The 12659-nt window shown below is 69.8% G+C and carries 10 protein-coding genes; all 10 read right to left on the bottom strand.

The window, feature by feature from the left end:
- Positions 1 to 271: 271 nt before the first annotated feature.
- A complete protein-coding gene (secG, locus tag ACXKR8_RS35625) occupies positions 272 to 514 on the bottom strand; it encodes a preprotein translocase subunit SecG (protein WP_458268671.1) in 243 nt (80 codons plus the stop codon).
- 125 nt (positions 515 to 639) lie between these two features.
- On the bottom strand, positions 640 to 1428 hold the full coding sequence (gene tpiA, locus ACXKR8_RS35620; protein WP_458268670.1) for a triose-phosphate isomerase: 789 nt from the start codon (positions 1426 to 1428) through the stop codon (positions 640 to 642).
- A 5-nt stretch (positions 1429 to 1433) separates the two neighbouring features.
- Positions 1434 to 2639 (bottom strand): phosphoglycerate kinase, encoded by a 1206-nt coding sequence (locus ACXKR8_RS35615; protein ID WP_458268669.1) that lies wholly within the window; start codon positions 2637 to 2639, stop codon positions 1434 to 1436.
- A gap of 98 nt (positions 2640 to 2737) precedes the next feature.
- A complete protein-coding gene (gene gap, locus ACXKR8_RS35610; protein ID WP_458268668.1) occupies positions 2738 to 3742 on the bottom strand; it encodes a type I glyceraldehyde-3-phosphate dehydrogenase in 1005 nt (334 codons plus the stop codon).
- A 221-nt stretch (positions 3743 to 3963) separates the two neighbouring features.
- Positions 3964 to 4965 carry a DNA-binding protein WhiA gene (whiA, locus tag ACXKR8_RS35605; protein WP_458268667.1) on the bottom strand — a complete coding sequence of 334 codons (1002 nt, stop codon included), beginning with the start codon at positions 4963 to 4965 and terminating at the stop codon, positions 3964 to 3966.
- Positions 4956 to 5963: a gluconeogenesis factor YvcK family protein gene (locus ACXKR8_RS35600; protein WP_458268666.1), complete on the bottom strand. Its 1008-nt coding sequence runs from the start codon at positions 5961 to 5963 to the stop codon at positions 4956 to 4958. The genes whiA and ACXKR8_RS35600 overlap by 10 nt, the downstream gene beginning before the upstream one ends.
- A 41-nt stretch (positions 5964 to 6004) precedes the next feature.
- The gene (rapZ, locus tag ACXKR8_RS35595) at positions 6005 to 6880 is read right to left on the bottom strand and encodes an RNase adapter RapZ (RefSeq protein WP_458275172.1); all 876 of its coding nucleotides are present in this window, start codon (positions 6878 to 6880) and stop codon (positions 6005 to 6007) included.
- Between the two features lie 25 nt (positions 6881 to 6905).
- Positions 6906 to 8909, bottom strand: a complete 2004-nt coding sequence (gene uvrC / locus ACXKR8_RS35590) for an excinuclease ABC subunit UvrC (protein WP_458268665.1) — start codon at positions 8907 to 8909, stop codon at positions 6906 to 6908.
- A gap of 72 nt (positions 8910 to 8981) precedes the next feature.
- Positions 8982 to 9473 carry a Rieske (2Fe-2S) protein gene (locus ACXKR8_RS35585; RefSeq protein WP_458268664.1) on the bottom strand — a complete coding sequence of 164 codons (492 nt, stop codon included), beginning with the start codon at positions 9471 to 9473 and terminating at the stop codon, positions 8982 to 8984.
- Positions 9474 to 9507: 34 nt separating this feature from the next.
- Positions 9508 to 12513, bottom strand: coding sequence for an excinuclease ABC subunit UvrA (uvrA, locus tag ACXKR8_RS35580; RefSeq protein WP_458268663.1), 3006 nt, complete (start codon positions 12511 to 12513; stop codon positions 9508 to 9510).
- Between the last annotated feature and the right edge of the window lie 146 nt (positions 12514 to 12659).

Here is a 12659-nt window from a genome sequence, read left to right as displayed (position 1 = left end):
TGCGCCGACCCTGCTGCCACGAATGGCGTTGCCACTTGCCACGGTATGACTCCCTGCGTGCTGGTGCGAGCGATAGTCACCTGGGATGAATCCGCGCCCCCGGGGCCCGGGCACCACAGTCTCCCGTCACGCCCCAATTCCGACGGAGTCGTCCCAGTGTACGGACCGCATAAGTATCGTCCGACACAGCCACCGGTGACGACTGTCACTCATGATAGGCGGCCGGACGACACTCCGTCAGCAAAGCGCACGAGGCAGAGATACTGCCTGTTCAGCCGCCGTTCTTGGTCTTGAGCAGCAGCGACAGGATGATGATGCAGACGAACCAGGCGACGCCCACGAAGATGGTGATGCGGTCGAGGTTGCGCTCCGCGACGGCGGAACCACCACCGGTGGAGGACATGCCACCGCCGAACATGTCGGAGAGGCCGCCACCCTTGCCCTTGTGCAGCAGGACGAGAGCAACCATCATCACGCTGAAGAAGATCAGCGCGATCGAAAAGCTGAAGATCACGGCGGGACCAATCTCTGATAACCGAAGTCTGTGCCGATAAGCCACTGACAGTATGGAAAGTATGCAGCAGGGCCGGGGCTGCGAACAGTGTCCGCGCTCCCGGCCCCGCCCACTCTAGACCGACGTCAGCCTACCGCCTGGTCCCGGTAGCGCACGATCTTCACGAACTCCTCGGCGTCCAGGGCGGCGCCGCCGATCAGGGCGCCGTCCACGTCCGGCTTGGCCATGATCCCGGCCGCGTTCGAGGACTTCACCGAACCGCCGTAGAGGACCCGGACCTTGTCGGCCAGCTCCTGGTCGTAGAGCTCGGCCAGCCGGACCCGGATCGCTCCGCAGACCTCCTGGGCGTCCTCGGGGGTGGCCACCTCGCCGGTGCCGATGGCCCACACCGGCTCGTAGGCCACGACGATCCGCTCGGCGTCCTTGGCCTCGACGCCTTCGAGGGCGCCGTCCAGCTGGGCCAGGGTGTAGGCGACCTGGTCGCCGGCCTTGCGGATGTCCAGGCCCTCGCCGACGCAGAGGATCGGCACGATGCCGTTCCGGAACGCGGCCTTGACCTTGGCGTTGACGACCGGCTCGTTCTCGCCGTGGTACTGGCGCCGCTCCGAGTGGCCGATGGCCACATAGGTGCACTTCAGCTTGGAGAGCATCGGGCCGGAGATCTCACCGGTGTAGGCGCCGGAGTCCTGGGCGGAGATGTCCTGGGCGCCGTACTTGATCTTCATCTTGTCGCCGTCGACCAGGGTCTGCACCGAGCGCAGGTCGGTGAACGGCGGCAGGATCGCGACCTCGACGGCCGCGTAGTCCTTGTCGGTCAGCCCGAAGGACAGCTTCTGGGTGTGGGCGATGGCCTCGAGGTGGTTGAGGTTCATCTTCCAGTTGCCCGCCATCAGCGGGGTGCGTGCAGCAGTCATGTCGCTCAGTTCTCCAGTGCGGCCAGGCCGGGGAGGGTCTTGCCCTCCAGGTACTCGAGGCTGGCGCCGCCACCCGTCGAGATGTGCCCGAACTTCTTCTCGTCGAAGCCCAGGATGCGGACGGCCGCGGCGGAGTCGCCGCCGCCGACCACCGAGAAGGCGTCGCCCTCGGCCAGCGCCTCGGCGACGGCACGGGTGCCCGCGGCGAAGTCAGGGTGCTCGAAGACGCCCATCGGGCCGTTCCAGAACACGGTCTTGGCGTCGGCCAGCTTCGCGGCGAACAGCTTGCCGGTCTCCGGGCCCAGGTCCAGGCCGAGCTTTCCGGCCGGGATCGCGTCGGCGGGGACGACCTCGAAGTCCGCCGCCGGGGCCTTGGTCTTCAGGTCGGGGAAGGAGCCGGCGACCGCGACGTCGACCGGCAGGACGAACTCCACGCCGCTCTTCTCGGCCCGCTCCAGGTACTCCAGGACGACCGGGATCTGGTCCTCCTGCAGCAGGCTGGCGCCGACGTCGTGGCCCTGCGCCTTGAGGAAGGTGAAGGCCATGCCGCCGCCGATGAGGATCCGGTCGGCCTTGCCCAGCAGGTTGTCGATCACGCCGAGCTTGTCGGAGACCTTGGAGCCGCCGAGCACCACCACATAGGGGCGCTCGACCTGCTCGGTGAGCCGCTTGAGCACCCCCACCTCGGTCGCGATCAGCAGGCCGACCGCGTGCGGCAGCCGGGCCGGGAGGTCGAACACCGAGGCGTGCTTGCGGTGCACCGCGCCGAAGCCGTCGCCCACGTAGACGTCGGCGAGGGCGGCCAGCTGGTCCGCGAAGGCGCCGCGCTCGGCGTCGTCCTTGCTGGTCTCGCCGGCGTTGAAGCGCAGGTTCTCCAGCAGCGCGACCTGGCCGTCCTTGAGGCCGGCCACGACCGCGGCGGCGCTGTCGCCGACGGTGTCGGTGGCGAAGGCCACGTCCTGCCCGAGGATCTCCCCCAGTCGCACCGCGACCGGGGCCAGGCTGAACTGGGGGTCGGGCGCGCCCTTGGGACGGCCCAGGTGGGAGGCGACGATCACCTTGGCGCCGGCGGCGACCAGCTTGGCGAGGGTCGGGGCGACGGCGCGGATCCGGCCGTCGTCGGTGATGTCGGTGCCGGACAGCGGCACATTGAGGTCGGCGCGGACGAATACCCGCTTGCCGGCGACGTCGAGGTCGTCGATGGTCTGCACGGTCAGGACTCTCCTGTCGGGGGTGTCAACGGACACGGAAGTCAGGGCCCGGACGGCATGGTCCGGGCCCTGACTTCACGCTGCTACCGAACCGCTGGTCAGAGCTGGCCACCGACGAGGGTGGTCAGGTTGACGAGGCGGTTGGAGTAGCCCCACTCGTTGTCGTACCAGCCGAAGACCTTGACCTGCTTGCCCTGGACCATGGTCATCAGCGAGTCGAAGATGCACGACGCCTGGTTGCCGACGATGTCCGAGGACACGATCGGGTCCTCGGTGTACTCGAGGATGCCCTTGAGCTCGCCGTTGGCGGCCTTCTGGAAGGCGGCGTTGACCTCTTCGACGGTCACCTCGCGCTCCAGGGTGACGACCAGGTCGGTGATGGAGCCGGTGGGGACCGGGACGCGCAGCGAGGTGCCGTCCAGCTTGCCCTTGAGCGCCGGGATGACCAGCGCGGTGGCCTTGGCGGCACCCGTCGAGGTCGGGATGATGCTGAGCGACGCGGCCCGGGCCCGACGCAGGTCCTTGTGCGGGAAGTCCAGCGTGACCTGGTCGTTGGTGAACGCGTGCACCGTGGTCATGAAGCCCTGGACGATGCCGAAGTTGTCCAGCAGGACCTTCGCCAGCGGCGCCACGCAGTTGGTGGTGCAGGACGCGTTGGAGATGATGTCCTGCTTGCTGACGTCGAGCTTGTCGTCGTTCACGCCGATGACGACGGTGAGGTCCTCGTCCGACGCGGGCGCCGAGATCAGGACCTTCTTGGCGCCGGCCGTGATGTGCTTCCTGGCGTCGGCGGCCTTGGTGAAGAAGCCGGTGGACTCGATCACGATGTCGGCGCCCAGGGCGGCCCAACCGAGGGCGGCCGGGTCGCGCTCGGCGGTGACCTTGAAGGTCTTGCCGTCCACGGTGATGCTGTCGGCGGTGTGGGACACCTCGGCCTGGAGCACGCCCAGGATCGAGTCGTACTTGAGCAGGTGCGCCAGGGTCTTGGTGTCGGTGAGGTCGTTGACACCCACGATCTCGATGTCCGCGCCCTGGGACTTAACCGCACGGAAGAAGTTACGACCAATGCGGCCGAACCCGTTGATGCCTACCCGGATCGTCACGAACCGATCTCCTCGCTGGTACGTCGACGCTGTACGCCGACGAGCTGGAATGGGATGTCCCCGACCGCTTAAAACCCTACCCCGCGGGGGTGGCGGACAGCACATCCGACAGTCCGTACGAGTGCGGCACAGCCGAATGCCGCCCCTGGTCCGACGGTCCGGGGACGGCATTCGCGTAGGTTTCAACCGGATTTCACCGGCATTTCAGAGGAATTCCCCTGTCAGCTGACAGCCATCTCCTCGGCCGCGTAGGAGTCCGCCTCGGACAATCCCTGCTCGGTGCTGGGCAGTCCCAGCTCCGACGCCCGCTTGTCGGCCATCGCCAGCAGCCGCCGGATCCGTCCGGCCACCGCGTCCTTGGTCAGCGGCGGGTCGGCCAGCGAGCCCAGCTCCTCCAGCGAGGCCTGCTTGTGCTCCATCCGCAGCCGTCCGGCCGCCGCCAGGTGCTCGGGGACCTCCTCGCCGAGGATCTCCAGCGCCCGCTGCACCCGGGCGCCGGCCGCGACGGCGGCCCGCGCCGAGCGGCGCAGGTTGGCGTCGTCGAAGTTGGCGAGGCGGTTGGCGGTCGCCCGGACCTCGCGGCGCATCCGCCGCTCCTCCCAGGCCAGCACCGACTCGTGCGCGCCGAGCCGGGTCAGCAGGGCGCCGATCGCGTCGCCGTCCCTGATCACCACCCGGTCCACGCCGCGCACCTCGCGGGCCTTCGCCGGGATGCCGAGCCGCCGGGCCGCGCCGACCAGGGCCAGCGCCGCCTCCGAACCGGGGCAGGTGATCTCCAGCGAGGAGGACCTGCCCGGCTCGGTGAGCGAGCCGTGCGCCAGGAAGGCGCCGCGCCAGGCCGCCTCCGCGTCGCAGGTCGCCCCGGACACCACCGCCGGGGGCAGCCCCCGGATGGGCCGTCCTCGCCCGTCCACCAGGCCCGTCTGCCGGGCCAGCAGGTCGCCGTCCTTCACCACGCGCACCACGTACCGGCTTCCGCGCCGCAGACCGCCGGGGGCCATCACCACCAGCTCCGAGGAGTGTCCGAAGATCTCCAGGAGGTCCTTGCGCAGTCGCCTTGCCGCGACTCCGGTGTCCAGCTCCGCCTCGATCACGATGCGTCCGCTCACAATGTGCAGACCGCCCGCGAACCTGAGGATCGCCGACACCTCCGCCTTGCGGCAGCATGCCCGGGTGACAGGTAGCCGGCTGATCTCGTCCTTCACCGCTGCCGTCATCGCCATGGCGCGATCCTTCCATGCGTTCTGAAGATCCGGTCGTACGCTGCGGCCAGAAGCTCCGGGTCGTGTCGCGGACTGCCGTCCGCAGCCGCGACGTTGTCGAGCACCAGTTCGGCGCCCAGACGTTTGGCGGCGCTGCGCAGCGCCTCCGGATCGGCCACGGTCGTCTCCTCGGCGAGGACGAAGTCCACGGAGAGCTCCGGGGCGTGGGCCCCGAGCACCTCCAAGTGCCGCTGCGGGGAGAAGCCCTCGGTCTCCCCCGGCTGTCCCACCAGGTTAAGCGCCAGCACTTTGCGGGAACGGGTCTGCACCAGCGCCGCCCGCAGATCGGGGACCAGCAGGTGCGGGAGCACGCTGGTGAACCAGGATCCCGGGCCGAGCACCACCCAGTCCGCCTCCAGCACCGCGGCCACCGCCTCGGGCACCGCGGGCGGGTCCTGCGGCAGCAGCCGCACCGACTCCACCTCGCCCGGGGTGATCGCCACCTTCGCCTGGCCGCGCACGGTGTCGCGCCGGTCCGGGTACGCCGGATCGAGGCCGCGCACCACCGCCTCGATGTCCAGCGGCACCGAGGACATCGGCAGCACCCGGCCGTGCGCGCCCAGCAGCCGCCCGACGTAGGCCAGCGCCTCCACCGGGTCGCCGAGCTTCTCCCACAGCGCCACGATCAGCAGATTGCCCACGGCGTGGCCGTGCAGCTCGCCGTCGCTCTGGAAGCGGTGCTGGATCACCTCGGACCAGGTGCGGCCCCACTCGTCGTCGCCGCACAGCGCGGCCAGCGCCTTGCGCAGATCCCCCGGGGGCAGCACGCCCAACTCGGCGCGCAGCCGCCCGCTGGAGCCGCCGTCGTCGGCGACGGTGACCACGGCGGTGAGCTCCCCGGTGAGTCTGCGCAGCGCCTGCAGCGAGGCGGCAAGACCGTGGCCGCCGCCCAGCGCGGTGATCCGCGGAGCGCCGCGACGACGTCGGACCTGCCGTCCAGCAACGATGTGCGACGCCACCCGTGCCCCTTTTTGCCCCTGGGCGGTAACTCGCAGGTCAGTTACTCGCGCCCCATGTCCCGATGCACCAGCACCGTCTCGAGTCCGTCGGCCACCAGGCGCTTGGCCAGCCGCTCCGACATCGCAACGCTGCGGTGTTTGCCTCCGGTGCAGCCTACGGCAAGTGTCATGTAGCGCTTGCCCTCCCGGCGGTAGCCGTCAGTGACGATGCGCAGCGTCTCGGCGTACTGGTCCAGGAACTCCTTGGCCCCCGGCTGGTCGAAGACATAGCGGGCCACCTCGTCGTCGGTGCCGGTGCGCGGTCGCAGTTCGGGGACCCAGTGCGGGTTGGGCAGGAAGCGGCAGTCCACCACCAGGTCGGCGTCCACCGGCAGGCCGTACTTGAAACCGAAGGACATCACCGTGGCCCTGAGCTGCGGTTCCAGGTCGTCGGAGAACTGGGCGTCCAGCTTGGCGCGCAGCTCGTGGACATTGAGGCTGGAGGTGTCGATCACCAGGTCGGCCTCGCCGCGCAGGTCGCGCAGCAGGGTCCGCTCCTGGGCGATGCCGTCCACGATCCGCCCGTCGCCCTGCAGCGGGTGCGGACGGCGGACGCTCTCGAACCGGCGCACCAGCGCGTCGTCGGAGGCCTCGAGATACACCACGCGCAACCGCACGCCGCGCTTCTCCAGGTCCTCCAGCGACGTGAGCAGGTCATCGAAGAAACTGCGCCCGCGGACGTCCACGACAGCGCCTATCCGCGCCACCGCGCCCTGCGAGCGGGCGCCGAGGTCGACCATGGTCGGTATCAGCGACGGCGGCAGGTTGTCCACGACGAACCAGCCGAGGTCTTCAAGGCACTTCGCGGCCGTACTGCGGCCGGCTCCGGACATCCCGGAGATGATCACCAGCTCGGGTACGGTCTCACCGCCGGGCATACTCACGTGCTTCTCCCCTGCTTGGTCATTCTGTACTGACAACGCCTGGCTGTGGCTGCGGCTTCCCTGGTTCACCCGGACGAGTGACCGGACCGCTGCTCTCCCCACTGTCCTCCACGATCTCCCCCGTCGCGGTGTTCACCGCGGGAGCAGCGGGTGTACGGGAGGCCAACGCCGCGAGGACGGCCTCCGCGGTGCGCCGTCCGACGCCGGGAACCTCGCAGATCTCGTCCACTGTCGCCGCCTTCAGCCGCTTCAGCGAGCCGAAGTGCTTGAGCAGCGCCACCCGGCGGGTCTCGCCGAGGCCGGGAACGCTGTCCAGCGAGCCCGCGGTGAGCCGCTTGGCGCGCTTCTGCCGCTGGTAGGTGATGGCGAAGCGGTGCGCCTCGTCGCGGACCCGCTGCAGCAGGTACAGGCCCTCGCTGCTGCGGGGCAGCACCACCGGGTCGTCCTCGCCGGGCAGCCAGACCTCCTCCAGCCGCTTGGCCAGCCCGCACAGGGCGACGTCGTTGACGCCCAGCTCCATCAGCGCCCGCTGCGCGGCGGCCACCTGCGGCTCGCCGCCGTCCACCACGATCAGCTGCGGCGGATAGGCGAAGCGGCGCGGCCTGCCCGTCTCCTCGTCCCGGTCGGCGGCCTTCTCGGTGTGCTTGAAGCGGCGGGTGATCACCTCGTGCATCGAGCGGACGTCGTCCTGGCCCTCGAAGCCCTTGATCGCGAAGCGCCGGTACTCGCTCTTGCGGGCGAGACCGTCCTCGAACACCACCATGGACGCGACCACGTCCTGACCCTGGAGGTGCGAGATGTCGTAGCACTCGATCCGCAGTGGAGCGGTGTCCAGGCCGAGCGCGTCGGCGATCTCCTGCAGGGCGACGCTGCGGGTGGTGAGGTCGGCGGCGCGCTTGGTCTTGTGCAGCGCCAGCGCCTGGACCGCGTTGCGCTGCACGGTGACCATCAGCTCGCGCTTGTCGCCGCGCTGCGGGATCCGCAGGTCCACCGCGCTGCCCCGGCGCTCGCCGAGCCAGACCGAGACCGGCTCCAGCGGATCCGGCAGGGCCGGCACCAGCACCTCGCGCGGGACGGCCTCGCCGGTCTCCTCGCCGTAGAGCTGGAGCAGGGCGTGCTCGACCAGGCCGGCCGTGTCGACGTTCTCGACTTTGTCGGTGACCCAGCCGCGCTGGCCGCGGACCCGGCCGCCGCGGACGTGGAAGATCTGCACCGCGGCCTCCAACTCGTCCTCGGCGACGGCCAGCAGATCGGCGTCGGTGCCGTCGGCGAGCACCACGGCGTTCTTCTCCATGGCGCGCTTCAGCGCCTCTATGTCGTCGCGCAGCCGCCCGGCCCGCTCGTACTCCATCTCGGCGGCGGCCTCCTTCATCTCCTGTTCGAGACGGCGGAGGTAGCTGCCGGTCCGGCCGGCCATGAAGTCGCAGAAGTCCTCAGCGAGTTCGCGGTGCTGCTCGGGGGTGACCCGGCCGACGCAGGGCGCCGAGCACTTGCCGATGTAGCCGAGCAGGCAGGGCCGGCCGACCTGTTCGGCGCGCTTGAACACCCCGGTGGAGCAGGTCCTGACCGGGAACACCCGGAGCATCAGGTCGACCGTCTCCCGGATCGCCCAGGCGTGCCCGTACGGCCCGAAGTAGCGCACCCCGCGCTTCTTCGGGCCGCGCATCACCTGGACCCGGGGGAACTCCTCGTTCAGCGTCACCGCCAGCGAGGGGTAGCTCTTGTCGTCCCGGTACTTGACGTTGAACCGCGGGTCGAACTCCTTGATCCAGCTGTACTCCAGCTGCAGCGCCTCGACCTCGGTGCCGACCACGGTCCACTCGACCGAGGCCGCGGTGGTGACCATCTGCCGGGTACGGGGGTGCAGATTGGCCAGATCCTGGAAGTAGGAGGACAGCCGCGGGCGCAGGCTCTTCGCCTTGCCGACGTAGATCACCCGGGAGTTGGCGTCGCGGAACTTGTAGACGCCCGGGGAGGCAGGGATCTGCCCGGGCGACGGTCGGTAGCTGGACGGATCGGCCATGTAGTCACCGTACCGACTGGCTGTGACATTCCCGGTTGTCCAACCTGCACAGAACGATGACGTCCGGATGGTTCACACAGTCACCACCAGTTTGCCGCCCTGGACCGCGACGGTGTGCGCGGGCAGCGGCGAGGTGGCCGGTCCGTTGGCGACCGAGCCGTCGGCGATCTTGAACTCGCTGCCGTGGCAGGGGCACTGGATGGTGCCGTCCTTCACCGCGTCGACCAGGCAGCCGGCGTGCGTGCAGACCGCGCTGAAGGCCTTGTACTGGCCGGCGGCGGGCTGGGTCACCACGACCTTCTGGTCCTTGAAGACCTTGCCGCCGCCGACCGGGACGTCGCCGACCGGACCGACGTCGGTCGGCCCGGTCGCGGCCGGGGTGCCGGACGAGGAGGAGCAGGCCGCCAGGGCGACCCCGGCGGCGCCGACCGCCCCCACCGCCGCCGCGCCGCGGAGCACTCCGCGCCGGGACAGCCCGCAGCAGGGGGCGGCCTCGGCGGCGGGGCCTGAGGTGGCGTCTGCGGCAGTGTCGGCGATGGGGTCGGTCACTTCGAGCTGGGACATGGTTCTCCGGTACTCCGTCACAGGGCTGAGCTGGTCACTTCGCGCGCGGCGCGGCCTTCTTGGCCGCGGGCGCCTTTTTCGCCGCGGCCTTCGTGGCGCCGGCCTTCGTGGCGACCGCCTTCTTGGCGGCGGTCTTCTTGGCGGCGGTCTTCTTGGCCGGGACCTTCTTACCGCCGGCCGCCGATTCCTCCGCGAAGACCCGGTCGCCCAGGATGTCACGCAGGAACTTCCCGGTGTGGCTCTCCCCCACCGCGGCGATCTGCTCCGGGGTGCCCTCGGCCACCACCAGACCGCCGCCGTTGCCGCCCTCCGGGCCCATGTCCACGACCCAGTCGGCGGTCTTGATCACATCGAGGTTGTGCTCGATCACGATGACCGTGTTGCCCTTGTCCACCAGGCCGGTCAGCACCTTGATCAGCTTGCTGATGTCCTCGAAGTGCAGCCCCGTGGTCGGCTCGTCCAGCACGTAGACCGTGCGACCGGTGGAGCGCTTCTGCAGCTCGGAGGCCAGCTTCACCCGCTGCGCCTCACCGCCGGAGAGGGTCGGCGCGGACTGGCCGAGCCGGACGTACCCCAGGCCGACGTCGGTGAGGGTGCGCAGATGCCGGGCGATCGGCGGGACCGCCTCGAAGAACGCCAGCCCCTCCTCGATCGGCATGTCCAGCACCTCGGCGATGGACTTGCCCTTGAAGTGGACGTCCAGGGTCTCCCGGTTGTAGCGGGCCCCGTGACACACCTCGCAGGGGACGTAGACGTCCGGCAGGAAGTTCATCTCGATCTTGATGGTGCCGTCGCCGGCGCAGTTCTCGCAGCGGCCGCCCTTGACGTTGAAGGAGAAGCGGCCCGGCAGGTAGCCGCGCACCTTCGCCTCGGTGGTCTCCGCGAACAGCCGTCGGACATGGTCGAAGACACCGGTGTACGTGGCCGGGTTGGAGCGCGGGGTACGGCCGATCGGCGACTGGTCGACATGGACCACCTTGTCGACCTGGTCGACGCCGGTGACCCGGGTGTGCCGTCCGGGGACGCTGCGCGCGCCGTTGAGCTCGCGGGCGAGATGGGTGTAGAGGATGTCGTTGACCAGCGTCGACTTGCCGGAGCCCGACACCCCTGTGATCGCGGTGAACGTCCCCAGCGGGAAGCTCACGTCCACGTCCTGCAGATTGTGCTCGCGGGCGCCGTGCACGGTGATCTGCCGCTTGGGGTCGATCGGCCGGCGCACCTCGGGGGTGGGGATGCTGCGCCGCCCGGAGAGGTACGCGCCGGTCAGCGACTCCTTGTTGGCCAGCAGCCCCTCGCGGGAGCCGGAGTGCACCACATGGCCGCCGTGCTCGCCCGCGCCGGGACCGATGTCGACCACCCAGTCGGCGGCCCTGATGGTGTCCTCGTCGTGCTCCACCACGATCAGGGTGTTGCCCAGGTCGCGGAGCCGGACCAGGGTCTCGATCAGCCGGTGGTTGTCGCGCTGGTGCAGCCCGATCGAGGGCTCGTCCAGCACGTAGAGCACGCCGACCAGGCCGGAGCCGATCTGGGTGGCGAGCCGGATCCGCTGCGCCTCGCCGCCGGACAGGGTCCCGGCCGCGCGGTTCAGCGAGAGGTAGTCCAGGCCGACGTCCACCAGGAACTTCAGCCGCTCGTTGACCTCCTTGAGCACCCGCTCGGCGATGGTCTTCTCCCGGTCGGAGAGCTCCATCGCGCCCAGGAACTCGGCGCAGTCGATGATCGACATGCCGGCGACCTCGGCGATGGACTTCCCGGCCATGGTCACCGCGAGCACCACCGGCTTCAGCCGGGTGCCGTGGCAGGCGGGGCAGTCGATCTCCCGCATATAGCCCTCGAAGCGCTCCCGGCTGCTGTCGGTCTCCGACTCGGAGTGCCTGCGCTGGATGAAGGGCACCGCGCCCTCGAAGCCGGTGACATAGGAGCGCTCGCGGCCGAAGCGGTTCCGGAACTTCACCTCGACCTGGGAGTTGTGCCCGTACAGCAGCGCCTTCTTGGCGCGCTGCGGCAGCCCCGCCCAGGGGATGTCGGTACGGAAGCCCAGGTCCTTGGCCAGCGCGCCGATCATCCGCTGGTGGTACTCGCGGGTGTGGCCGAGCGACCAGGGGTGGATCGCGCCCTCGTCGAGGGACTTCTCCTCGTCGGGGATGATCAGTTCGGGGTCGACCTCCATCCGACTGCCGAGGCCGGTGCACTCGGGGCAGGCGCCGAACGGCGAGTTGAAGGAGAAGGAGCGCGGCTCCATCTCCTCGTAGGAGATGTCGTCGAAGGTGCAGTAGAGGTGCTCGGAGTACATCCGCTCACGCTCGGGGTCGTCCTCGGGCAGATCCACGAAGTCCAGGACGACGGTGCCGCCGGAGAGCTTGAGGGCGGTCTCCACCGAGTCGGTGAGCCGGCGCTGGGCGCTCTTCTTCGCGGTGAGGCGGTCGATGACCACCTCGATGGTGTGCTTCTCCTGCTTCTTGAGCGTCGGCGGCTCGGTCAGCTGGATCGTCGCGCCGTCCACCCTGGCCCGGGAGTAGCCCTTGGTCTGGAGATCGGCGAAGAGGTCGACGAACTCGCCCTTGCGGGCCCGGACCAGCGGGCTGAGCAGCTGGAACCGCGTCCCCTCGGGCAGTTCGAGGACCTTGTCGACGATCTGCTGCGGCGACTGCCGGGCGATCGGCCGGCCGCACTCCGGGCAGTGCGGGTGCCCGATCCGCGCGAACAGCAACCGGAGGTAGTCGTAGACCTCGGTGATCGTGCCGACGGTCGAGCGGGGGTTGCGCGAGGTGGACTTCTGGTCGATGGAGACGGCCGGCGACAGGCCCTCGATGAAGTCGACGTCGGGCTTGTCCATCTGGCCCAGGAACTGCCGGGCGTAGGAGGACAGCGACTCGACGTAGCGGCGCTGGCCCTCGGCGAAGATGGTGTCGAAGGCCAGCGAGGACTTGCCGGAGCCGGACAGGCCGGTGAAGACGATGAGGGAGTCGCGAGGCAGGTCGAGCGAGACGTTCTTGAGGTTGTGCTCGCGAGCACCGCGGACAATGAGGCGGTCTGCCACGCTATTGCGCCTTCCGGGGACGAAGCGGTGAGCCGGGCGGTTCCTGGATGGGGCGATCCGGAGCCGCCCGGCGTAAGGGGGCGGCGCGGGGACAGGATGCCCGTCGGGTTCCATCGTAGGCTCTCGGCCCGGACGGTCCCTGCGCC

This window comes from Streptacidiphilus sp. PAMC 29251 (assembly GCF_054208735.2).
Note: the sequence above shows the minus strand (reverse complement) of the source record. Positions and strands in the feature narration are given on the sequence as shown.

What these genes read in the sequence shown, in the direction of transcription:
- tpiA (WP_458268670.1), bottom strand. Translation starts at nt 1,428, where the DNA reads ATGACTGCTGCACGCACCCCGCTGATGGCGGGCAACTGGAAGATGAAC.
- whiA (WP_458268667.1), bottom strand. Translation starts at nt 4,965, where the DNA reads ATGGCGATGACGGCAGCGGTGAAGGACGAGATCAGCCGGCTACCTGTC.
- rapZ (WP_458275172.1), bottom strand. Translation starts at nt 6,880, where the DNA reads ATGCCCGGCGGTGAGACCGTACCCGAGCTGGTGATCATCTCCGGGATG.
- uvrC (WP_458268665.1), bottom strand. Translation starts at nt 8,909, where the DNA reads ATGGCCGATCCGTCCAGCTACCGACCGTCGCCCGGGCAGATCCCTGCC.
- ACXKR8_RS35585 (WP_458268664.1), bottom strand. Translation starts at nt 9,473, where the DNA reads ATGTCCCAGCTCGAAGTGACCGACCCCATCGCCGACACTGCCGCAGAC.